Genomic DNA, 22,023 nt, shown 5'->3' with positions numbered 1-22,023 from the left:
TCTTTCGTTGGGGTCAGTTGTTGATCGGGTTGTTGGCGAGTAAGTTCTGGTCGTCGAGGTCGAGCTCTGCCTGCTCGATCTGCTCTGGCGTGAACTGGAAGACTTCGCGCCAGATCGTCTTGAGTGGGAGCACGGCGGCGAGCTGTGAAGCGGATTGGGCGCGCTCTGCCAGGGAGGTCGACTCGAATGGTTCCCATCCGATTCGCACTCGGCCGGCGACCGGTGTGCCTTGTGCCGCCGCTGTGGCTGCGATGCCCTCGCCGATGACGCTGCCGGCGCGTGTCGCCAGCTGTCTGGTCTTGGCAACGAGTGTTTCGCGTGCGATCGCCGCACCTGTCGCCGAGCCTTGTACTGCGTCGGGGACGAGCATGTAGAGCGGCGTGCCTGTCACGGCCGCGACGTTCTTGAGCTCCTGCTGAATGGCCGCTGTGAACTGTGTCGTATCCGTCGGCTGCAGCTCTTTGAGTTCGACGTTCGCGGGCAGACGAATCATGGCCGCCGGCCCGTACTGGAAGATCGCGTTGTAGTCGATCTCCTCACCCTCGTTCGGGTGGCCCTTGGGGTAGTACTGCGGCAGGTTGCCCGAGAGGTAGCGTTGCCGGAACGCTTGCATCGTCATGATGACCGTGCGGTTGAAGACCAACGTGTTGAGCCGGTCCAGCGAGGACTTGTGCGCTTCGAACTGTCCACGTCCGCCCGGTGCGAGGGCTCGGAGTACGGGCACTGTTGTCGCCCAGGGCACGCTCTTCGCGGCGCCCGCCCATTCCCAAGACGCGAGCTGCCGCCACGAGTCCGGTGATGGTGCTGCTGCGACTGCTCGACGCACGACGATCTTGCCGTCGGGTAGCTCACGGTACAGGTCGACGTATTCGAGGCCAGCAGTGTCGTCACGGCCGAGTACGATCGCTGCGCGCGCTTCCCACGGCCGGTCGGCGGCTGGTTCGACTGCTACCGCCCACGGGTCGAGGCGGCGTAGGCCTTCGACACCGGCCAGCAGGTAGCCGGCACCGTAGACGCACATGTCCGTGAACACTGCTGGCAGCTGGTCGGCGAGGTGTGACGCGTCGTACACACCCTGGACGATCCGGTCAGCGGCATCGTCTCCGGCAGTCGATGAGCGCACGGTGCGTACGCGCATCCGCGACGCCGGCGCGCTGACGATCAGCTGGGCGATGTTCGTGCGGGACGCCTCCTTGAACGCCTCCCACGCTCGCTGCTCCGGCGAGTGCTCCTGCAGACTATCGCCAGATCGTACGGGCGGCTCGCCTGCGAAGTGATCTCGCAACGGGATCATCCGCCGGCGGTCGTTCTCGCGCTGGTCGAGCAACCGGTGCAGCCACCAGTCGTCGGTTCCCGGCTCGAATCTAGTTTTCGCGATGGTCATGGTTGGTCTCCTTCGTGGCGGGCGGCTCTTCGGCCGGCCCGGTGGTCTGTTCGCGGGTCTTCTCTTCATGGGCTCTCCTGCGTTTCGCGAGCTCGATGCGTTCGGCGCCGTCGACGAGGTCGTCAGCGAGCCGGATCGCGTGCCACGGGTTCGCCCAGGCGATCACCTGGCCGTCGCGCAGCACCTCGAGCACCCGTCGCCCGAACCGCCTGCTCTCACGCACTTCAAACGGGCCCTTGTTACGCGCCATCAGTTCGCCTCCTGCAGTTCGAGAGCGCGCTTCGCGATCGCGTTGGCGATCGGGGCGCCGGTGTCGGTCAACTGCCCGTCGAGCACCTCGTTCGCAGCGCGGATGATGTGCTGGTACCCGATGCGCGGCGAGATGGTCTTCACGGCGTTTGCCGGCGTCAGCATGACCCCGTCGCCGTTTGAGACCGGCACGAACCGTCCTGTGCGACCGCCTGCGTCCGTCTGAGACTCGAATACGGCCGCGACGCACCATTCGCCCACCTTGGCGCCCATCGCCCTCACTGCCCCTCTACGGTCTGCTCTGACACGGAGCATCGCCCGGTGACCGGACATCTGCTCCGCCCGCAGACGAGAGCCCGACACCGACGCGCCCAGCCCGCCACGACCGAACACCGCAGGCTCGTCACCGTCACACACGTCGAGACCGATCACGGCCGCCCCAGTACCAGCGAACGCCTCAAGGACAAGGCGCAGCGACTCCGACCAGCCGTCCTGGGGTGATCCACCCATCAGACCCGGCATCGACCCCAGCGACCCCACAAGCACAACGCTCGGGTGCCAGCTCCCGGCATCTTCCACGACTCGCAACAGCTCGCCACGGTCAGCGGGCTGCGCGAACCGGAACCGGTCACGGCTACACAGCGCGGCAGTCGACACGCCCAGCCCGTCGAGCACGTCCAGCAGCGGCCACGGGTCGTTGCCGTCGACGTCAACGACCAGAACACTGCCGCCCGTCTCAAGCATCTGCGCGGCCACGACCGCCGAGATCAACCAGCCGACCTCAGCGCGCCCCTCAAGGACGTTCACCGCCCCCGCATAGAACAAGCCGCAGCCATCCTGCCGGAGCCCCACAGACCCCGGCTGCGTGTGCGGGTCGAACAGCATCCTCCCCACGTCAGCGAACAGGTCACTCATCGTCGCCCCCTTCCAACGGCCCGTACAGGCCAGGCGCGAGACGACGGATCAGCCCGAACTCAGCAGCCCTCGCCATCCGGTTCTGCACCGTGCTCCGCCGCACCTCCGGCCAGCATGAACACAGCTCCGCCGGCGTCACCCCCTCGGGATGCTTCGCAACCTCGGCCGCCACCGCGCGGCCAACAGTGCTGCCCCGAACCGGGGCCATCGGTTTGCGATCCTCAACAATCGACAACGCCGACTCAAGAGCCCGCAACCGGCCCATATCTCTCGGCGCCGCCCCAGCAAGAAGCTCGCCCTGCTCAGCGATGATGGTGCGCTGCACCTCGACCACCGCCAACAACGTTCGTATATCTGTCAACGTGTTTCCCTTCGTCGTCAAAGCTCTGATCGAGCCCAAGTTGTCCACCCCCTCCATGCGTTCGTCGTCTGTCACTGCGTCAACGCCTCGATCACGCCCGCGCCCCCGCACTCGAGCCTCAGCTCGTCATCGGGTGCGAAGCCCACGGTCTCGCCTGAGGAGAACGACACGTCGACACGACCGGCCGTGATCACCAGACGAACGATCTCCCCACGCTCCGCGTCGATACGGCCAACGTCGAACACAGTCAGCGCGCGAGCATGTTTCGCCCGCACACGAGGCACAATCCGCTGACCAGGAACCGCCGGCCGACATATCAGACACGCGTGATACCTGCTCCGCATCGTCTGCAGGTCGGTGACGCTCACACGCCGGTCAACGACTCTCGGGCCTTGGCTGCCCTCTTCAAGTGCACGGCCGTCTGAGTACAAGCGGCGCAGACAGCCGCAGTCCAACCGGTGAACCGTGCGAGTCGAGGTGAGTACGAACACCTTCTCGGCTCTCTTGGTAGCTTCTTTTGACTTCAATGGAATCTCCTGCTCTGGTTATGTCGTCGTCATCTCGGTTCTCAGCGAGAATCGAGGCAGATACCTTCACGAGATACCTTCACGAGATACCTTCTGAGATAGGGCGTACTGAGTAAGGGTCGAAAGTGAACTCAGTCAGTGTGGTCAGTGAACTCAGTAAGGGTGGTCACTGAACTCAGTTCACCCCGGCACACTTACTCAGTACGGGTCGTCGTCTAAGGCGGGCTCCCGACGAACTGCGGCTCAACGTCATCGAGCGGGTCGCCGTTCCTGTCACGGGCGGCCATCCATGGGTCATCCTTCGCCCGTATATCGTTCGGCACCTTCGGCAGGTAGTAACGGTTGTTGGCGTGTTCCGCCCGCCCGTACTTCTCTTTAGCGATGCGCACCCAGCCGATCTCGGCGAACATGTTGACTACACGGCGGGCGTACTCGGGTGTGCAGCACGCCTTCTCGCCGAGCTGCTGCAGCGTTGGGTAGGCGTACCCGAGTTCGATGTTCTCGAGGTCGGCGATCACGAGCAGAACGAGCTTCTCTGCCGGCGACATCTTCCGGATGAAACCACCCTTCTTCGACGGCTTCTCGGTCGGCGTCACTGGCCGCGCGATCAACGACATCGCCCAGATGCGCGCGCTCAGACTCACCTCGTCACGCCCCTCCCGGACACCTCGCCCAGGACGATCTGCACGCCGCCGACGACGAACAGCGCGGTCGCAACGGTTGTGAGGGCCGGGCACAGTGCGAAGATGTTGCCGACGCTGACGGCGGCCGACGCGATGATGCACCGCATCAGAGCCCACCTCCGACGCCGTCTTGCTGCGGTTCGGCCGCGTAGTCGAGCGGCCGCCGCACCTCGCGGCCCTCAGCGATCTCCCTGCCGACACGGAGCAATTCGAGTACGACCGGGCCGATCTCGCCGGGGTCGAGGCTGAACTGACCGTCATCGTGGCTAACCTGCAACACTGGCTGACCGTCCTGGTCGGCGGCTTCTTCGATGTCTATGGTGCAGAGGCGGTTGAACAGAGTGCTCATCGTTGGACCCCCTCGTTCTCGGCAGCCTCACGCTGCGCTGCCAGCTTGAGCAGACCCAGACCGAGCGCGCGCGCCTCAGCGGTCGTGTGCACCTCGACGTCACCGCCACGGGTCGCGATGCAGAACGAAACCTCTGTCTTCGCGTTCGGGAACCGGATGCCGTCCAGCCATGCCTTCGTGCGGCCTTCACCAACCGAATCGCTGACGTACAGCGTCGTGCCGTCGGGAGCCTCGGTCGTTCGCGTCGACCATGCGGGCGCACCATCGGCACCAGCACGCCCCTCAGCGCGAGCCTCGATCAGATCGACCAGACCAGCCGCACCAGCAAGATCGCCTGCCAGAACAAGAGCCGCCTCAGACGAGCTGATGTCGATGATCGAAGCACCGGTACCGGCGAGCTCACCGCCACGCAACCGGATCGACATCATGTCGGCCATCGTGCTGCCGTCAGCGAGCCGGTACAAGGGCTGCTCGACCCGCACGCTTGCGTCACCGTCCAGGTTGCTCTCATCCGTGGTCGCCAGCATCTCAATCTCGTCGCCGGGCAGCGCGGCCGGCTGCATCGACGTCGCCCACCAGGGCTGCGTGGGAAGGTCGTCTGCTGTAACGTTGTGTGAAGTCATCTTCGATCCTGTCGTTTCGAACTCGGTTGGTTTGTTGATGCTGGCCTCGTGCGCACTCCAATGCGCCGGGGCCTCTTTTCGTTCGTCGGTCATTTCGCCTCCTCGAGTTGCGATTCCATCCACGCGGCGACGTCAGCCGGCCGCCATCTCAGCTGTTGGCCGATCTTGAACGCCCGTGGGAGCGAAGCCCCCTCGCTGCGCATGCGATAGATCGTCGCGGTCGCGACGCCGAGCTCTTCGGCGAGTCGGTGAATGTCCCAGACCCGTTCTGCCGTAGGTGATGCAGTGGTCATCTTGCCCTCCTGTTGCTAGTAATACGAGCAGCTGTGCTCTGGTAACGACCATAAGTGTTCCGATGGGAGAATGTCAAGATCACTAGCAACTTCTGTCGATAGACTTGCAGAATGGAGATTGAGCTCAAGCAAATCGGCTGGCGTATCCGTAACTACCGCCGACTCAATGGATGGTCGCAGCAACAGCTCGCTGACCTAGTCCCTGGGTTGAGCCGGGGGACTCTTTCGCAGATTGAGTCTCAGAAGAGCAGCAGCGAAACGGCGCGCAAGACGCTCGACTTCAGCCTGCTCCTCGGCATCGCGTGGGCCTTGAGGGTCCCGCCTGTGGCCTTGGTGGTCGACGTGACTAAACCCGATCAGACCGTGACGGTGAATGACCGGGTTTTCAATCGCGTATCCCAGTCCTGGGAACTGCGCCCTACGGAGCGATCAACGTGGGATGTCATTGTTTGGTTCATGGGATGGTCAGATCACGTAGGTGAGCTCTCTGCAGACAACACAGCTGCGCGCGGCGAGACCTATCAGCAGCTCGGACTTCTGCAGGGCATAGCTCGCGCTGAGCAGTCCGAGTATCAGACGAAGGTCGACAACCTCGACTATCCTCCTGCGGCTGACTACGAGGCTGAGGGTGAGGCCGCGGCTCTCGTCGACAGACTCAAATCAGAAGCACGGGCTCTCGGTATTGAGTTTGGCGGCGACACGGATGCCTAGGGCTCGTCTGGTGCCGGGAACGGCTGGGTCGATCGCGGTACACCAAGTCGATGACAACACGTGGGAAGCCCGCGGCCGATACCGAACATGGGACGGCCGTCGCACCCAGATACAACGCCGCGCCGAGACCGAAGCACAAGCCCGCCGCCTCGCGACGATCGCCATACGAGACGTGCTCAAATCGGGCACCGGTGTGGACACGACTACGGCCACGACCGTCGCTAATCTCGTCGACCGGTTCACCGAGCGCAAACGTCAAGACGCCGACACCGCACAAGCAACCATCCGCAGCTACGACTCAGTAGCCGGCGTCATCACTGGGCCCGACGGCTGTGGCGAGCTGACGCTACTCGAGGCCACGCCTGGACGCATTGTGAAGTGGCTGCGCGCCACCGCGACAACCAGGGGAGCGGGCATCGCGAAGACCGCGAGATCGGTGCTCTCAGGTGCGTTGGACATCGCAATCGAAGACGGCGCGCTCAACCAGAACCCCATGCGCATGCTGCCAAAGATGAAACGACCACGCCCCGTCGGCGCACAAGCAATCCCGCCAGACGAAGTACCAGCACTGCGCACAGCGATCGCCACGAACAAACTCGTCGCCGAACGCGACCTCACAGACCTGCTGTTGCTCCTGCTCGCCACAGGGCTGCGTGTAGGTGAAGCGTGCGCACTCCGGTGGGATGACATCGACCTCGACGCCGGGACTCTCACAGTGGCCGCTACAGCCGCCCGCGTGCCAGGCGAGGGCATGATCCGACAAGACCGGCCGAAGACCGACCAGAGCCGCCGCACGATCACCCTGCCAGCCGACGCCGTGAAACTCCTGGCCGACCGGGTCGTGCTCTCAGACCTCGTGTTCCCAGCCAGCCACGACAAACCACGAGACCCATCTCTCGTGAACAAGCAGCTCCGGGCGTGTCGCGCCGCCCTCGGATACCCAGAACTCACGACACACGCGTTCAGAAAGACCGTCGCGACCGCGCTCGACGCCGCCGGTCTCAGCGCCAGAGCCATCGCCGACTACCTCGGACACGCACGGCCGAGCATGACCGAAGACGTGTATTTGCGCAGGAAACTCGATACCTCGGCTGCTGCCGCAGCGCTGCAGGTCGCGATGCAAAGTGGGGGAAAAGCGCGGGATCACGCGAAAAGTAGCGATGCTGAGGGCGCTACTCCCGCGTGATCCCGGGCCAAACGTGCCCCCCGAGAGTTTCGATCTCTCTACCCGCGGATTAAAAGTCCGCTGCTCTTCCGATTGAGCTAGAGGGGCCCAGTGCGCTTTGCGGCGCACCGCCCATCATTCTGCCACAATCGCCGAACCTTTCGCTACCAGCGCTCCTATTTACTTAGGCTAACTAATTGTCTAGTGTTGTAGCCAACATGAGTGTCTCTTCTACCTCTGAACCTGTCTCCCGATCACAGCCCCAGTCGACTCCGCCGGCTCCGGCGATCGCTGACGGCTCTGACCCCGCCTCGCTCCGCACGATCGCCGACCTCGCCGAAGAGCTGCGCACTGCGGTGGCTCGTATCAACCGGCGGCTGCGCTCAGAGAACCCCGGCGGCGTCACTCCGGCCCAGCTGACCGTGCTGCTCACCCTCGACCGCAGCGGCGAGCAGACGCTGGGGTCGCTGGCCGAGATCGTCATGGTCAGCCCTCCGTCGATGAACCGCACTGTGTCGCATCTGGTCGAGGCCGGTCTCGTCGAGCGCGAGCAGTCGCAGACCGACCGTCGCGTGACGCGACTGCGCATCACGGCATCCGGCCGAGTCGAAGCCGACCGCACCCGGGCTCACCGCGACGAATGGCTCGGGCGGCAGCTCGCGGCTCTCACCGCCGAGCAGCGCGCCGAGCTCGGCCGCGCCGCCGCATACCTCAGCGAGGTCGCCGCCCGATGATCTCGACCTTTCGCTCGCTCGCGGTGCGCAACTATCGCTGCTGGTTCGCCGGCGCGCTGGTCTCGAACGTCGGCATGTGGATGCAGCGCACGGCCCAAGACTGGATCGTTCTGACCCAGCTCACCGACCACGACGCGGCTGCCGTCGGCGTCATCACGGCGCTGCAGTTCGGCCCGCAGCTCCTGCTGACGCCGCTGGCCGGAATGGTGTGCGACCGGTTCCAGCGTCGTCGTGTGCTGTTGGTGACCCAGATCGTCATGGGGCTGCTCGGCTTCGCCTTGGGCGCTTGGGTGCTGCTCGGCAGCCCCGATCTGCTGCACATCTATGCCTTCGCCCTTGCCCTCGGCGTGGTCAGTGCGTTCGACACCCCGGCCCGTCAGGTGTTCGTCAGCGACCTGGTTCCCCGTGGAGCGGTCGGCAACGCGGTCGCGCTCAACTCCACGTCGTTCAACCTCTCGCGCATGGCCGGCCCGGCCGTCGCCGGTGTGCTCATCGCCATCGTCGGCGCGGGCTGGGTGTTCGTGATCAACGGATTCACCTTCGTCGGGGTGATCGCGGCGCTGCTGCTGATTCGTCCTCGCGACTACTACGGCGAACCCGTCGCGACCACGCCCAAGACGGCGCGCACCAGCGGCATCCTCGAGGGCATCCGCTACGTGCGCGGACGCTCCGATCTGCAGCTCGTGATGCTGATGATCTTTTTGATCGGCACGTTCGGCATGAACTTTCCTGTTCTGCTCTCGGCGATGGTCACCGTCACGTATCAGCAGGGGGCGCAGGAGTACGGCGTCATCTCGTCGGTGCTCGGCATCGGCTCGCTCGTCGGTGCGCTCATCAGCGCCTCTCTCGAACGGCCTCGGCTGCGCAGCGTGATGCTCGGCGCCGTCGGTTTCGGCTTCGTCATGCTCGGAGCCGCCTTCGCCCCGACGCTGCTCACCTTCGCGATCGCACTGGTCGCGCTGGGGCTGTGCACGCAGACCATTCTGGCAAGCGCCAACGGCTACGTGCAGCTGACCAGTGCCCCCACCGTGCGCGGCCGCGTGATGGCGCTCTACATGGCGCTGCTGATGGGCGGAACCCCGTTCGGCGCACCGCTGGTCGGCTGGGTGGCGAACACGTTCGGCCCCCGCTGGTCGTTGGTCGTCGCCGCAGCCTCGGGTCTGGTAGCAGCAGGAGCGGCTGCCTGGTGGCTCTTTCTCACGCACCATGGCCGTCTGCACCGAAACCCCGACGGCGGGCTGCGTCATGCCTTCGTCATCGAGCTCGACGGGGGTGAGGCTCGCACACCGGCGGATGTCGATCTTGCGGCCGCCTCGAAGCCCAGAGCTGGGCACGCGGGGGCCGGTGGCGACAGCGATCGGCAGCCTGTCACTCAGCCGGTCTCGACCGTGACGACCGAGATCGCCGTGATCGACGTCGACAGGCTCGGACGGCGTCGCCGAGTGCAGCGGCGGCAGAGGCCTCCGCATACACTGGAGCGGTGAGAGAACACCACAGACCCGTGCTCTTCGGCGACGGGGAGTTCGAAAGAATCGAAGGCGCAGCCGACCCGGCGGCGGTCTACCGCCTAGCTCATGAGACCGCCCGAACTCTGATGGCTCGGGCTCGAGGCATGGACGATGAGAACGTGCTCAAACGACTGTCTCACTACACCGACGAGCACGGCGTCGAAACGATCACGGAGCTTTGGGCGACCGCCTCTGCCGAGAGTCTGCCCGGCGTGCTCTGGCGCATCTATCTGCTGCGCAGCCTGATCATGGCGTCGACCGAAGAGGTGACCGCGCTCTACGACCTCGGGGCCCGGCGGCTGAGCACCGCAGACCCGATCGTCACCGGGCTAGACACGCCCGCACAGGTGCTCGAGGTGCAGCGACTCAGCGAACGCATCCTGCGCGGCGTCTTCAGCGGCGACTTCCACCTGGCTCTGATGCAGGCGGCGGCGTTCTGCAGCGTTCTCGCGGCCGGCTGCCTGGCACACGTCGACGTGATCGAGCTCGCCGAGCCGGATGCGGCTGCACGACTCACCCGCCAGGCCGGGACGCTCACCGACATGGTCGTGGTCTTTCGCAGGGGGGCTGTGCTCTGGACGCAGGATGCCCTAGACTGACATGGCTCTCGGCAACGGGAGCTGGCCAGGTCGTGTAACCCCGGGCTCCAACTTTTGCCGCTTCGAGCGGCCTTCCGCCGAGAGGCGTTCGCGGCCTGGCCACACCACTTCTGATCGAGGGCGATGACGTGCCGATCGGCTGCCTCCCCGAGAGAGACAGGATCCGACATGCTCGACCGCCAGCGCATCCGCCATGACCTCAGAGTTCGCGAGGTGACGGTCAGCGCCGTCTCGCAGGTCTCGCCTTCCATGCGGCGAATTACTTTCTCGTCGCCGACGCTCGACGACTTTCTCGCCCCCGGACCAGCCGATCACGTCAAGCTCTTCCTGCCTGACGAGCACGGGGTGATCAACGCGCCCGCCGTCGATGCCGAGGGCCGCCTGCGACGCCCTGATGCGCCGCTGACCAGCCGTGACTACACCCCACGCGCATGGCGTGCCGCCGAGAGCGGGCACGAGGCGCAGATCGACATCGACTTCGCGCTGCACGAAGGCGGACCGGCGACCAGCTGGGCGCGTGCGGCGGCCGTCGGAGACCACTTGGTGATCGCGGGCCCGCGTGGATCGCGCACGGCTCCGCTTGAAGCCGCTCGCGCCGTGCTGATCGCGGATGTGACCGCGCTGCCCGCCTTGGCCCGCTGGCTCGAGGCGCTGCCGGGTCGCACGGTGATCGACGTGATCGTGTGGGGCACCTACGAGGCCGATGCCGAGTATCTCGACGCGCGGCTGCGAGCCCGCATCGCCAGTCTGAACTGGGTGCCCGCGGATGCGCCGTCATCGGCTCTCGAGGATGCTGTCGCCGGGATCGACTTTGCGGCGGGCACGTTCGTGTGGGCAGCCGGCGAGGCGTCGGCGCTGATTCCGGTGCGGCGTCATCTGCGCGGTCTTGAGACGCTCGACCGCCGTGATCTTGACGTCCAGGGATACTGGAAGCGGGGCGTGGTGGCACTTGACCATCACGCCCCGCTTGATCCCAGCGATCCGGAGTGACCCGGCACTGACGCCGTCGGCTTCCCCCTCCGAAGCCGACGGCAGGCCGGTGTTCGCTTTACCCGAAGCGACCCGAGATGTAGTCCTCGGTCTCTTTCTCGGTCGGGTTGGCGAAGATCTTGCGCGTGTCGTCGTACTCGATGAGGCGACCCGGCTTGCCGGTGCCCTCGATGTTGAAGAACGCGGTCTTGTCCGAGACGCGTGAGGCCTGCTGCATGTTGTGCGTCACGATCACGATCGTGTACTGCAGCTTCAGCTCTTCGATCAGGTCTTCGATGGCCAGCGTCGAGATCGGGTCGAGGGCCGAGCAGGGCTCGTCCATCAGCACCACGTCGGGTTTCACCGCGATCGTGCGCGCGATGCAGAGACGCTGCTGCTGACCACCCGAGAGACCCGATCCCGGGGCATCGAGTCGGTCTTTGACCTCGTTCCAGAGGTTTGCTCCCCGCAGCGACTTCTCGACGAGCTCGTCGGCGTCGCTGCGCGAGATGCGCTTGTTGTTCAGAGTGACGCCGGCCAGCACGTTCTCGCGAATCGACATGGTCGGGAACGGGTTCGGGCGTTGGAACACCATGCCCACCTGGCGGCGCACGAGCACCGGGTCAACGCCCGGGCCGTAGAGGTTCTCGCCATCGAGCAGCACTTCGCCCTCGACGCGGGCGCCGGGGATGACCTCGTGCATGCGGTTGAGCGTGCGCAGGAACGTCGACTTGCCACAGCCTGAGGGGCCGATGAAGGCGGTCACTGACTTCGGCTCGATGTCCATGTTGACATCGGCGACGGCCAGAAACTTGCTGTAGTAGACGTTGAGATCCTTGGCGACGATGCGTTTTGACATGTTCTGTGAATCCTTACGATGTGGGTCTGCGAGTCAAAGATGATCGGTGGGTGCTAGCGCGACTTCGGCGAGAAGATCTTGGCGATGATGCGCGCCGCGAGGTTCAGCACCATGACGATGAGCACCAGGGTCAGCGCACCGGCCCAGGCTCGCGCATAGTACGGGTCGGCGTCGATGCCGGGGTTCTGGTACTGGTTGTACACGAACACCGGCAGGGTCGTCATGCGCTCTGAGAACGCGTTGTAGTTCATGTTCGAAGCGAGCCCAGCGGTGACCAGCAGCGGGGCTGTCTCACCGATGACGCGGGCGAGGGCGAGCATGACACCGGTCATGATACCGGCCACCGAGGTGCGCAGCACGACCTTGACGATGGTGAGCCACTTCGGCACGCCGAGGGCGTACGAGGCCTCTCGCAGCTCGTTTGGCACCAGGCGAAGCATCTCTTCGGTCGAGCGCACGACCACCGGGATCATGAGCACCGACAGTGCGACTGCACCGGTGATGCCCATCTTCGCGTCGGCGCCGAAGAAGATCACGAACACTGAGAAGGCGAACAGGCCGGCGACGATCGAGGGGATGCCGGTCATCACGTCGACGAAGAACGTGATCGACTTGGCGAGCTTGCCGTGGCCGTACTCGACGAGGTACACGGCAGTCATCAGACCGATCGGCACTGAGATCAGCGCCGTCCAGCCGGTCACGATGAGCGTGCCCATGATGGCGTGGATCGCGCCGCCGGGAGCGCCCAAGGGCACCTGCATCGAGCTGCTGAAGAACTCGCCGTCGAAACGCGAGAGACCCTTCGAGATCACGACCCACAGGAGTGAGATGAGCGGAATCAGCGCGATGATGAATGCGCCCCAGACGACCACGCGCATCGAGACGTCTTTGGTCTTGCGCCGTCGGCTGTTGCCGGCCAACGCCGAAGAGGCAGAGAGGGTGTTGACTGTGCTCATCAGTTGGCTCCTGAGAATTCCTTGCGGCGGTTGACGATCCAGCGTGCGCCGAGGTTGGCGGCGATGCTGATCACGAAGAGCACGAGACCGCCGAAGATCAGCACGCTGATCTTGGTGCCTGAGGCCTCGGGAAAGTTCTGCGCGATAGCGGCGGCGATAGTGTTCGGGTTCTGACCCTGCAAGAGAGCAAAGCTGACCAGCCCGGGCGTAGCCGAGAGCACCATGGCGACAGCCATGGTCTCGCCGAGCGCGCGGCCGAGGCCGAGCATCGCACCTGAGATGATGCCCGGGCGTGCGAAGGGCAGCACGGCCATCTTGATCATCTCCCAGTGCGTGGCGCCGAGAGCGAGGGCGGCCTCTTCGTGCAGCGCAGGAGTCTGCAGAAAGACCTCACGGTTCATGGCAGTCATGATCGGCAGGATCATGATCGCCAGCACGATGGCTGCGGTCAGTACCGAGGTGGCTGGGTTGGCGACCGGGCCGGCGAACAGCGGGATCCATCCGAGGTAGGTCGACAGCCAGTCGTAGAAGGGCTTGATGGCCGGCGCGAGCACTGCGATGCCCCAAAGGCCGAAGACGACTGAGGGGATGGCGGCCAGGAGGTCGATGACGTAGCCGAGAACCTGAGCGAACTTGCGGTTCGCGTAGTGCGAGATGAACAGGCCGATGCCGATCGAGAACGGAAAGGCGATCAGGAGGGCGATCAGGGCGACCCACAGCGTGCCGAAGGCGAGCGGCCCGACGTACTCCCAGACGTTGTCGCCTGCCGTGCCGGGAATGTCGCCGTTCGCCCGCGATGCTCCGAACGCGGGCAGTGCCTGCCCGACCAGGAAGATCGCGACGCCGGCGAGGATGACCAGGATCAGCACGCCGGCGATGAGCGAGGTGCGCGAGAAGATGATGTCGCCAGGGCGCTGTTTCGCCCGCGGAGCGACTTGAGGGCTTGCGGTAGTGCTCATGATTCCCATCGGGTCAGAACGTAGAGGAGCGTGGAAGAGAACTGCTGAAAGACGACTGAGGCGGAGCGACGAAGGAATGTCGCTCCGCCTCAGCGAGGCTCGCGATGGGCGAGCCGGGTGTTTCGGACTACTTGATCGCGTTGACCGCGGTCTTGGCCTTCTCAGTGACGGCGTCGCTCAGCGGAGCAGAACCGGCATGGTCGGCAGCCTGCTTCTGGCCGTCGGCGCTGATGACGTACTCGAAGTACGCCTTGACGAGTTCGCCCTTGCCCTCGGTCTGGTACTCCTGGCAGCCGATCAGGTAACTGACGAGCACGATCGGGTAGGCGCCCTCGACGCTGTAGTCGAGCTTGTACGCCAGGTCGGCGTCGCCACGGCCGTCGACGAGCTTCGAGTGCTCGACGATCTTGGCGGCAGCGTCGGCCGAGTACTTGACGCCGTTGACGGCGACAGTGCCGAGGTCGCCGGCCTGAGAGGCGTCGAGGTAGCCGATGGCACCCTCTGCGCTGCTCAGCGCCTGCTTGACACCCTGGGTCTTCTGAGCCGACTGTGCGTTCGGGTTTGAGGCGAAGGGGAAGGTCTCGCCGACCTCTGCGCCGCCGAAGGCGTCAGCGGCCTCTGACTTCAGGTAGTTCAGGAAGTTCTTAGTGGTGCCCGACTCGTCGCCGCGGAAGATCACCTTGATGGTGGTGTCGGGCAGGTCGACGCCCGAGTTGAGGTCGGCGATGGCCGGATCGTTCCACTTGGTGATCTGACCGGCGAAGATCTTGGTGATCGTCGGAGCGTCCAAGCTCAGCGAGTCGATACCGTTGAGCTTGAAGGCCACGGCGATGGGCGAGATGTACGCGGGAATCTCGACGATGTCACTGGTCTTGCAGGCGGCGAACTTGCCGGCCAGCTCATCGGTGCTGACAGCGGCGTCACTGCCCGCGAAGTCGGCGGTGCCGCCGATGAACGCCTTTCGGCCTGCGCCCGAGCCCTCGGGGTCGTAGTTGACGGTCACGCCCGAGTTCGCAGCGGTGAAGCCGGCCTTCCATGCCTCCTGCGCGCCGCTCTGGCTCGAAGCTCCCGAGCCGCTGATCTGACCGCTCAGCGAAGAGGTCGATGAGCTGCTGCCGCTCTCGTTGCTGGCGCAGGCCGACAGCGAGATAGCGGCGACGCCGAGCAGTGCGGCGGCCTGGATGAGGCGAGTCTTCTTCACGATGTACCCTTTCAGGTTTCTTGCATGCGGCCGCAGTGAGAAGCGGCCCGGTTCGACTCTCAACCTACGGAGGCTCGGTGTCGGGATTCTCACCAGCGTCTTAACGGGAGGTGAACGACGGTGGGCCGTTCAGGTCGTCGAGTAACTCTGTGCAGAGAGCAGTCTGCCCGGGTCATCTCGTGGAGGGATGCCCCGGGCAGGTTGCCGTGCTCGCTCAGCGGCCAGGCAGGTCAGCTCTCATTCTCTTCGTCGAAGGGAGCGTAGGTCGCCACCGTGACGAGTTCGAACGGGTGCTCGGCGTCGCCCGTCTGGGCGATCTGCGCGATCACCAGCTCTGCTGGTGCCAGCGTGGCGTGTGAGAGCAGCAGGGCGCGGGCCGGTTCGTCGATGAGCGCGCCGACTGCTGAGAGTACGCCCGGAAGCACCGGCCGGTGGGTGCAGAAGAGAGCCGAACGCCCCTGCGAGACGACGTCGGTGACCAGATGCTCCGAGGCCTCGGGGTCGGTGGCATAGTCGGTCTCGGTGAGTTCGCTGGCACGACGCACGCGCGTTCCGCAGGCTGTCGCATACGGCTGCACTGTCGACAGACAGCGCTGCCACGGGCTCGTCACGATCTGCTGGAACGCTCCCCAGCACTGCAGCAGCGCAGTCAGGTGTGTGGACTGGGACTGTCCGTGCGAGGTCAGCGGGCGGCTGGCCTCGCCTTTGCTCCAGTCGACACGGGATGTGGCCTTGGCGTGTCGCAGCACCCCCACCGTGAGGATCGGGCGGTCGAGTGTGGGCAGCTGACCCTCGAGTCGAGTGAGCAGCTCGCGGTCGAAGTCGTAGGTCAGCAGTCGCTGCGCTTCTGCGAAGGGCAGCCAGAGCAGCTCGTCGACCTCATGATTCGGCGAGAAGTGCTTCGCACTGTCTTTGACCTGCTCGGCAGAGATCTGAGAGGTCCAGTAGTGCACGACCTTGGGCTTGCCCCCGACGTGATAGTGCACGGCGTCGAGATACGGCCCGAGAGCGGCCCGAATCCGGCTCTCTTCGCGCAGCTCGCGAATGGCCGTCTCAGGCACGCTCTCGCCTGGGTCCTGTTTGCCCTTGGGAAACGAGTAGTCATCATGGGCAGCGCGGTGGATGACCAGAATGTAGGGCTCGCCGGCGATGCGTCGCCAGCAGAGCACTCCGGCGGCGACGATCATTTGCGCTTCGCCCGGGCCCGAGCCTTGCGCGTCGCGGCGATGCGCAGGAGCTCCTCCTGCACATCGAGCAGCCGGTTGCCGTGATCGTCGAGGTAGTGACGTTTCCAGCTGCCGTCTGCGCTGAGGTGCCATGACGAGGTAGTGTCGGCGACACCCATCGCGAGCAGATCGGTGAGCTCTGAGATCTGGTCGGGGTCGACCAGCCGCACGAGCGCCTCGACACGACGATCGAGGTTGCGATGCATCATGTCGGCGCTGCCGATGTACACGATCGGGTCGCCCTCGTTCGCGAACCAGAAGATTCGCGAGTGCTCGAGAAAGCGACCGAGCACCGAGCGCACGGTGATGTTCTCGCTGAGCCCCGGCTCGCCCGGCTTGAGTGCGCAGATGCCGCGCACCCAGACCTCGACGGGAACGCCGGCCTGGCTGGCACGATAGAGCGAATCGATGATCTGCTCGTCGACCAGCGAGTTGACCTTGATCTTGATGCCGCTCGTCTTGCCTGCGCGTGCATGCGCGATCTCTTGGTCGACCAGATCGATCAGGCCCGTGCGAATGGTCTTGGGGGCGACCAGCAGACGGTTGTAGTCCGACTCGGCCGAGTATCCCGAGAGGTGATTGAACAGCCGGCCCAGGTCGGCTCCGACCTCCTCGGAGGCGGTGAGCAGGCCGAGGTCTTCGTAGAGACGTGCGGTCTTCGGGTTGTAGTTTCCGGTGCCGACGTGGCTGTAGCGCACCAGACGGCCCTCTTCTTCGCGCACGGCGAGCGAGAGCTTGCAGTGCGTCTTCAGCCCGACCAGACCGTAGACGACGTGCACGCCTGCGCGTTCGAGCTTGCGCGCCCACGAGATGTTGTTGGCCTCGTCGAAGCGTGCTTTGATCTCGACGAGGGCAAGCACCTGCTTGCCTGCGTCAGCCGCGTCGATCAGTGCCTGCACGATCGGGCTGTCGCCCGAGGTTCGGTACAGCGTCTGCTTGATGGCGAGCACGGTCGGGTCAGCCGCAGCATGCTCCAGGAACGCCTGCACGCTGGTCGCGAACGACTCGTAGGGGTGATGCAGCAGGATGTCCTGCTTGCGAATCGCCCCGAAGAACTCGGTGTGCTGATGCGGCTCGATGTCCTGCAGAAAGCGATTGGTGACGGGAACGGCGACAGGGTAGTGCAGCTCGGGTCTGTTCAGCCCCGAGATGGCGAACAGGCCGGTGAGGTCGAGCGGCTCGCGCAGCTTGTAGACGTCTTCGTTCTGCACGCCCAGTTCGCTGACCAGCAGCTCGAGGATCGTCGGGTTGATGTCGCTGGCCACCTCGAGGCGAACCGGCGGGCCGAAACGGCGGCGCAGAAGCTCTTTCTCAAGTGCCTGCAGCAGATTCTCCGCCTCGTCTTCGTCAACCTCGAGGTCTTCGTTGCGAGTGACGCGGAAGGCGTGCGACTCGACAACCTCCATGCCGGGGAAGAGCTGGTCGAGATGCGCAGAGATGAGCTCTTCCAACGGGACGAAATGCGTCTGTGCGTCGCCGATCTCGCCGACGCGAATGAAGCGGGGCAGTGACTGCGGCACTTTGACGCGGGCGAACTCGCGCTTGTTTGTCGTGGGGTTGCGCACGATCACGGCCAAGTTGAGCGAGAGGCCGGAGATGTACGGGAAGGGATGCGCCGAATCGACCGCCAACGGGGTCAGGATCGGAAAGACCTTCTCATCGAAGTAGGTGCGCAGACGAGCGCGGTCGGCCTGATCGAGGTCGTCGAAGTGCGAGATGCCGATGCCGACCTTCTCGAGCTCTGGCAGAACGTGCTCGTGCAGGATGCTCGACTGACGCTCCTGCAGACGGTGTGCCTCTTTCGAGATCGCGCTGAGCAGCTCGAGCGGGGCGTAGCCCGAAACGGCGGGAACGGCGATGCCGAGTGCCACGCGGCGCTTCAGGCCGGCGACGCGCACCATGAAGAACTCGTCGAGGTTGTTTGCGAAGATGGCCAGAAACGAAGCTCGCTCGAGCAGCTGCAGTCCGGGGTCTGCGGCCAGCTCCAGCACGCGCTCGTTGAACCCCAGCCACGAGAGCTCTCGATCCAGATAGCGGTCAGGTGGCAGCTGTGCGCTCTTCGGCTCTGCTGCGGCCGTGGGCGAAGGCTCTGTGACGGTGCTCTTCCCCTGGCTGTTCTTCGTCTTAGTCTGCTGTGACGGTTCGCTCATTCCTCAATCATCTCACCTGCCAATGAATATCTCGTGAACGCTCTTCGAAACCGAGTCGCCGGTACAGCGCGAGGGCAGGCGCATTGTCTGCTTCGACATACAGCGACACGTCGGCGACGCTCTCTGCCAGATGGCGAAGGCCGTGCTCCATGAGCACCCGTCCGAGACCGCGTCCGCTGTGGTCGGGGCTCACCGCGATCGCGTAGATCTCGCCCTCGGGTCTGCCGTCGGGGCCGGGGGCTATCTTCGTCCAGTTGAACCCGACAAGTTCGTCAGCCTGCCAGAGCAGCAGCACGTCGTCGGGCGAGTACCAGCTCTCGCGCTGCAGCGCGGCGAGATCGTCAGCGGTGATCTGGCCCTGCTCTGGATGCGCTGCGAAGGCCCGCGCATTCAGATCGAGCCAGGCCTGCTCGTCGCGGCCGGTCTGCATGGTCCGCAGCTCGAGCCCGTCTGGCAGCGTCCGGGTAGGTGCGTCGGAATCGGTCAGCTCCAGCAGCGCATGGTGCGGCAGCTGCATCAGCAGCAGCTCGCGAATCGCGACGGCGCCGCATGCCGTGGCGAGCGCCCGAGCCTCGTCAAGCCCCCCGTGGGCCCAGACGAGGCGTCCGCCGGCGCCGACCGCTGCCTGCCACAGTCGCCTGCCGAGCCCCTGTCGGCGCGCGTCAGGGGCGACCACGAGCTCGAATTCGTCGCCGGTGACGACTGCGGCGGCAGCCAGCGTCTTCTCGTCGGCGTGTATCAGTGCCACGCGGGCCTGACCCTCGCTCAGCTGGCTCCATGAGTGGTCGTTGAAGGGCTGGGCTCCGTCAGCCTGGAACGCTCGTGCGGCGAGGTCGCGCAGCGCTCGCAGGTCGGCGTGGCGCACCGGCCGTGGCCCGTCGATCGCCGAGACGATCACAAGCCCGCTCCGCTGGCGCCGTTCGCCGCGGCTATGGGGCGCTCTTGATCGACCGGGTTGAAGCGATAGCCCACGTTGCGCACGGTGCCGATCAGCGAGTCGAGCTCGCCGAGCTTGGCGCGCAGACGACGCACGTGCACGTCCACTGTTCGCGTACCGCCGAAGTAGTCGTAGCCCCAGACTTCGCTGAGCAGTTGCTCGCGGGTGAACACTCGGCCGGGGCGGCCGGCGAGAAAGCGCAGCAGCTCGAACTCTTTGTACGTGAGATCGAGCGGTTTGCCGTTGATGCGCGCCGAGTAGCTGGCTTCGTCGATGGTGAGCCCGGCAGCGCGGATGACCGAGGGGCCGTCCTGCTCGACGGCTGCGCTGATGCGCCGGGCCAGACGTATGCGAGCGTCGATTTCGGCCGGCCCGGCGGTCGACAGAATGAAGTCGGATGCGCCCCAGTCGCGGCTGATCGCGGCGAGTCCGCCTTCGGTCACGACCAGAATGACCGCGACATCGAGATGAGAGGCGGCCATCAGCGAGCAGAACTGTCTCGCGGCAGGCAGGTCGGCCCGAGCGTCGACGAGAACGACGTCGGCGTCGATGCATGACATGACGCTGCTGCTCGACGGCTGCACGGTCGTGACCTGGTGGCTGAGCAGGGTGAGAGCGGGCAGCACGCCGTCTTTCATGCTGGTGAGAACGACGAGCTTCGACACTGGGGGCCTTCCTGGGGAAAGTTGACCTCATCATAGTCGAGGCTGGGGCGATCGGCGTCAGCGCCGCGTCTCAGCCGCATCCATACCCCTGCTCGGGACGTGCGCGAGGGGGTGCGGAACGGGTTAGACTGCTGGCATGGACGGAATCGTTGCACTTGAGATTTTCTTCGTCGGCCTGCTCGCACTGGCCAGCCTCGCGATCGCCTTCGTGTCGGTGACCGTGCTGGTCAAGCTCTTCAAGGGTCAGCGCTGAGCGTGTTTGACATCCCAGAGGGGCTGCCCGCCGAGGTCAACCCGCTCAGCTGGCTGATCGGCGTGTGGGAGGGCACTGGCGTCGTCAGCTACGGGGTCGACGAAGACCACGTCGAATACGAATTTGGGCAGCGTGTCAGCTTCACCAATGAGGGCCTGGCTGACCTGCACTACAACTCGTACTACTGGCTGCTCGACGATGAGCGCACCCCGCTGACGGCAGAAACCGGTTACTGGCGCCTGGCCGCGCCCGAGCGGCCTGCTGATCACGGGCCTGCGCTGCTGCCCGGAGCCGACGGTGCCGCACGCACCATCGACGACGTCGACGAGCTGCGCTCTGAGACCGGGTTTCCGCTCGAGGTGAGCGTGCTGCACCCTGACGGCATCAGCGAGCTCTATGTCGGCACCATCAACGGGCCCCGCGTGCAGATCGGCACTGATGCCGTGCTGCGCCCGGCAGAGTCGCGTCTCTATACCGCCGCCGAACGCATGTACGGCCTGGTCGACGGCCAGCTGATGTGGGCGTGGGACATCGCCGCGTTCGGCCGGCCGATGGCCTCGATGGCCTCGGGTGTGCTGGCTCGACGCAGTGCCTCCGGGGCAGATGCGGGAGCCGCTGAGTGACCTCCCGCGCACCGCTCGAGCCCCGACAGCTCGGTGACCCCCTCGGCGAGCAGCATCGGCTGATCACGGGGCGGGCGGTGCTGAGCATCCCCACGCGTGACGTCGTTCACGTGACCGGCGCCGATCGCGAGCGCTTTCTCAACGTGCTGCTCTCTCGTGACGTCGGATCCCTGCCCGCAGGCGCCAGCGATGAGGCTCTGCTGCTCGATGCCGCCGGCCATGTGCAGTTCGCCGTCGGTGCCGTCGGCGGCGCCGATGACGACATCTGGCTGCTGCCCGAGCGCGGTGGTGCCGAGCGCGTGGTCGAGTGGGTGCGCAAGATGCGCTTCATGCTGCGGGTCGATGCCGAGGATGCCACCTCGCGTTTTGCGCAGGTCGGCTGGTTCGCCGTCAACGGCCGTGACTGGCAGCCGGCGCTCGAACAGCTCGCCGACTTCGTCTGGTGCGACCCGTGGGCGCACCTGGCTGTCGGAGGCTGGCAGTACGCCGACGCTGAGACAGTCGAGTATGAGACGTGGACCTGGCGCATCGCCTTCGTCGACGGCAGCCGGCGTGCCGAGGCGAAGACGCTGCTCGACGACGCCGAAGTGCGCCGTTCCGGCGGCGACGCCTGGCAGGCGCTGCGCATCGCGGCTGCCCGCCCGCGTGAGGCCGACGAAGTCGACGACCGCACGATTCCGCATGAGCTCGACTGGCTGCGCAGCGCAGTGCATCTCGACAAAGGCTGCTATCCGGGTCAGGAGACGATCGCCAAGGTGCACAATCTGGGTCACCCGCCGCGGCGGCTCGTGCTGCTGCAGCTCGACGGCAGTGACACCTGGGTCGAACACGGCGACGCCGTGCTGGCAGGAGACCAGCAGGTCGGCACGGTCACGACCGGCGGCATGCACTGGGAGATGGGGCCCGTCGCGCTCGCGGTGGTGCGACGCGGGCTCGCTCTCGACGCCGAGCTGACCGTGCAGCACGGCGACGAGACGATGGTCGCTCGTCAAGAGGCGATCGTGCCGGCGGATGCCGGAGGACTGGCCGCCTCTGCCGTACGCGATCTGCGTCGGGCGCGTCGCCGGGCGCACTGACCTACGACGTCGAGGCGCGACGTTCGAGCGGCGTTAGGAGCGGGCCGG

The 22,023-nt window shown here is 65.4% G+C and carries 26 protein-coding genes and 1 tRNA gene; 8 read left to right on the top strand and 19 right to left on the bottom strand.

The features are described 5' to 3' along the window. Positions 1-13: 13 nt before the first annotated feature. The 10 genes from F8O08_RS09335 to F8O08_RS09295 all read right to left on the bottom strand — a co-directional run bounded on the left by F8O08_RS09335 (position 14) and on the right by F8O08_RS09295 (position 5,384). Complete coding sequence (locus F8O08_RS09335) at positions 14-1,384, bottom strand: hypothetical protein (protein WP_158043101.1); 1,371 nt, start codon at positions 1,382-1,384, stop codon at positions 14-16. Next, on the bottom strand, positions 1,365-1,634 hold the full coding sequence (locus F8O08_RS09330) for a hypothetical protein (RefSeq protein ID WP_158043100.1): 270 nt from the start codon (positions 1,632-1,634) through the stop codon (positions 1,365-1,367). Before F8O08_RS09330 ends, F8O08_RS09335 begins: the two co-directional genes overlap by 20 nt. Further along, positions 1,634-2,548 carry a hypothetical protein gene (locus F8O08_RS09325; RefSeq protein WP_158043099.1) on the bottom strand — a complete coding sequence of 305 codons (915 nt, stop codon included), beginning with the start codon at positions 2,546-2,548 and terminating at the stop codon, positions 1,634-1,636. Before F8O08_RS09325 ends, F8O08_RS09330 begins: the two co-directional genes overlap by 1 nt. Then, positions 2,541-2,984: a hypothetical protein gene (locus tag F8O08_RS09320; protein WP_158043098.1), complete on the bottom strand. Its 444-nt coding sequence runs from the start codon at positions 2,982-2,984 to the stop codon at positions 2,541-2,543. Before F8O08_RS09320 ends, F8O08_RS09325 begins: the two co-directional genes overlap by 8 nt. Next, positions 2,981-3,184 carry a hypothetical protein gene (locus F8O08_RS09315; protein WP_158043097.1) on the bottom strand — a complete coding sequence of 68 codons (204 nt, stop codon included), beginning with the start codon at positions 3,182-3,184 and terminating at the stop codon, positions 2,981-2,983. Before F8O08_RS09315 ends, F8O08_RS09320 begins: the two co-directional genes overlap by 4 nt. A gap of 467 nt (positions 3,185-3,651) precedes the next feature. Further along, entirely contained in the window at positions 3,652-4,080 is a 429-nt protein-coding gene (locus F8O08_RS09310; RefSeq protein WP_158043096.1) for a hypothetical protein, read from the bottom strand. Beyond that, a complete protein-coding gene (locus tag F8O08_RS10870) occupies positions 4,077-4,226 on the bottom strand; it encodes a hypothetical protein (RefSeq protein ID WP_192497753.1) in 150 nt (49 codons plus the stop codon). Before F8O08_RS10870 ends, F8O08_RS09310 begins: the two co-directional genes overlap by 4 nt. Further along, positions 4,226-4,468 (bottom strand): hypothetical protein, encoded by a 243-nt coding sequence (locus F8O08_RS09305; protein WP_158043095.1) that lies wholly within the window; start codon positions 4,466-4,468, stop codon positions 4,226-4,228. Before F8O08_RS09305 ends, F8O08_RS10870 begins: the two co-directional genes overlap by 1 nt. Beyond that, on the bottom strand, positions 4,465-5,184 hold the full coding sequence (locus F8O08_RS09300) for a hypothetical protein (protein WP_158043094.1): 720 nt from the start codon (positions 5,182-5,184) through the stop codon (positions 4,465-4,467). Before F8O08_RS09300 ends, F8O08_RS09305 begins: the two co-directional genes overlap by 4 nt. Next, a complete protein-coding gene (locus F8O08_RS09295; RefSeq protein WP_158043093.1) occupies positions 5,181-5,384 on the bottom strand; it encodes a helix-turn-helix transcriptional regulator in 204 nt (67 codons plus the stop codon). The genes F8O08_RS09300 and F8O08_RS09295 overlap by 4 nt, the downstream gene beginning before the upstream one ends. A gap of 111 nt (positions 5,385-5,495) precedes the next feature. Here F8O08_RS09295 and F8O08_RS09290 point away from each other — a divergent pair, with 111 nt between their 5' ends. Both F8O08_RS09290 and F8O08_RS09285 read left to right on the top strand, forming a co-directional pair. Continuing rightward, a complete protein-coding gene (locus tag F8O08_RS09290) occupies positions 5,496-6,095 on the top strand; it encodes a helix-turn-helix domain-containing protein (RefSeq protein ID WP_158043092.1) in 600 nt (199 codons plus the stop codon). A gap of 193 nt (positions 6,096-6,288) precedes the next feature. Next, a complete protein-coding gene (locus F8O08_RS09285; RefSeq protein ID WP_192497752.1) occupies positions 6,289-7,281 on the top strand; it encodes a tyrosine-type recombinase/integrase in 993 nt (330 codons plus the stop codon). A gap of 14 nt (positions 7,282-7,295) precedes the next feature. Here the strand turns inward: F8O08_RS09285 and F8O08_RS09280 are convergent. Continuing rightward, positions 7,296-7,368 (bottom strand) — tRNA-Lys (locus F8O08_RS09280). Between the two features lie 110 nt (positions 7,369-7,478). Between F8O08_RS09280 and F8O08_RS09275 the strand changes: the two genes are divergently transcribed. The 4 genes from F8O08_RS09275 to F8O08_RS09260 all read left to right on the top strand — a co-directional run bounded on the left by F8O08_RS09275 (position 7,479) and on the right by F8O08_RS09260 (position 11,091). Next, on the top strand, positions 7,479-7,994 hold the full coding sequence (locus tag F8O08_RS09275) for a MarR family winged helix-turn-helix transcriptional regulator (RefSeq protein ID WP_158037124.1): 516 nt from the start codon (positions 7,479-7,481) through the stop codon (positions 7,992-7,994). After that, complete coding sequence (locus F8O08_RS09270) at positions 7,991-9,478, top strand: MFS transporter (RefSeq protein WP_158037125.1); 1,488 nt, start codon at positions 7,991-7,993, stop codon at positions 9,476-9,478. The genes F8O08_RS09275 and F8O08_RS09270 overlap by 4 nt, the downstream gene beginning before the upstream one ends. Further along, entirely contained in the window at positions 9,475-10,101 is a 627-nt protein-coding gene (locus tag F8O08_RS09265; protein WP_158037126.1) for a DNA-directed RNA polymerase subunit beta, read from the top strand. The genes F8O08_RS09270 and F8O08_RS09265 overlap by 4 nt, the downstream gene beginning before the upstream one ends. 168 nt (positions 10,102-10,269) lie before the next feature. Continuing rightward, positions 10,270-11,091, top strand: coding sequence for a siderophore-interacting protein (locus F8O08_RS09260; RefSeq protein ID WP_192496789.1), 822 nt, complete (start codon positions 10,270-10,272; stop codon positions 11,089-11,091). 58 nt (positions 11,092-11,149) lie between these two features. On the opposite strand, the gene pstB is transcribed toward F8O08_RS09260, so the two are convergent. From pstB to F8O08_RS09220, 8 genes are all read right to left on the bottom strand, one after another. Beyond that, positions 11,150-11,929, bottom strand: a complete 780-nt coding sequence (pstB, locus tag F8O08_RS09255) for a phosphate ABC transporter ATP-binding protein PstB (RefSeq protein ID WP_158037128.1) — start codon at positions 11,927-11,929, stop codon at positions 11,150-11,152. Positions 11,930-11,982: 53 nt separating this feature from the next. Further along, complete coding sequence (pstA, locus tag F8O08_RS09250; protein WP_158043090.1) at positions 11,983-12,885, bottom strand: phosphate ABC transporter permease PstA; 903 nt, start codon at positions 12,883-12,885, stop codon at positions 11,983-11,985. Continuing rightward, positions 12,885-13,844, bottom strand: a complete 960-nt coding sequence (pstC, locus tag F8O08_RS09245) for a phosphate ABC transporter permease subunit PstC (protein WP_158037130.1) — start codon at positions 13,842-13,844, stop codon at positions 12,885-12,887. Before pstC ends, pstA begins: the two co-directional genes overlap by 1 nt. 127 nt (positions 13,845-13,971) lie before the next feature. After that, entirely contained in the window at positions 13,972-15,045 is a 1,074-nt protein-coding gene (locus F8O08_RS09240) for a phosphate ABC transporter substrate-binding protein PstS (RefSeq protein ID WP_158037131.1), read from the bottom strand. A 230-nt stretch (positions 15,046-15,275) separates the two neighbouring features. Then, entirely contained in the window at positions 15,276-16,232 is a 957-nt protein-coding gene (locus F8O08_RS09235) for an NUDIX hydrolase (RefSeq protein ID WP_158037132.1), read from the bottom strand. After that, a complete protein-coding gene (locus F8O08_RS09230) occupies positions 16,229-18,421 on the bottom strand; it encodes an RNA degradosome polyphosphate kinase (protein WP_158043089.1) in 2,193 nt (730 codons plus the stop codon). The genes F8O08_RS09235 and F8O08_RS09230 overlap by 4 nt, the downstream gene beginning before the upstream one ends. A 7-nt stretch (positions 18,422-18,428) precedes the next feature. After that, positions 18,429-19,319, bottom strand: coding sequence for a mycothiol synthase (mshD, locus tag F8O08_RS09225; RefSeq protein ID WP_158037134.1), 891 nt, complete (start codon positions 19,317-19,319; stop codon positions 18,429-18,431). Then, the gene (locus F8O08_RS09220; RefSeq protein WP_225733320.1) at positions 19,316-20,023 is read right to left on the bottom strand and encodes a winged-helix domain-containing protein; all 708 of its coding nucleotides are present in this window, start codon (positions 20,021-20,023) and stop codon (positions 19,316-19,318) included. The genes mshD and F8O08_RS09220 overlap by 4 nt, the downstream gene beginning before the upstream one ends. Positions 20,024-20,278: 255 nt before the next feature. Between F8O08_RS09220 and F8O08_RS09215 the strand changes: the two genes are divergently transcribed. Both F8O08_RS09215 and F8O08_RS09210 read left to right on the top strand, forming a co-directional pair. Continuing rightward, complete coding sequence (locus F8O08_RS09215) at positions 20,279-20,899, top strand: FABP family protein (protein ID WP_158043088.1); 621 nt, start codon at positions 20,279-20,281, stop codon at positions 20,897-20,899. Then, complete coding sequence (locus tag F8O08_RS09210) at positions 20,896-21,975, top strand: YgfZ/GcvT domain-containing protein (protein WP_158037136.1); 1,080 nt, start codon at positions 20,896-20,898, stop codon at positions 21,973-21,975. Before F8O08_RS09215 ends, F8O08_RS09210 begins: the two co-directional genes overlap by 4 nt. The last annotated feature ends 48 nt before the right edge of the window (positions 21,976-22,023 follow it).

The organism is Pseudoclavibacter sp. CFCC 13611 (assembly GCF_008831225.1).
Lineage (GTDB): Bacteria > Actinomycetota > Actinomycetes > Actinomycetales > Microbacteriaceae > Pseudoclavibacter_A.
This window is presented reverse-complemented; position numbering and strand designations above follow the sequence as displayed.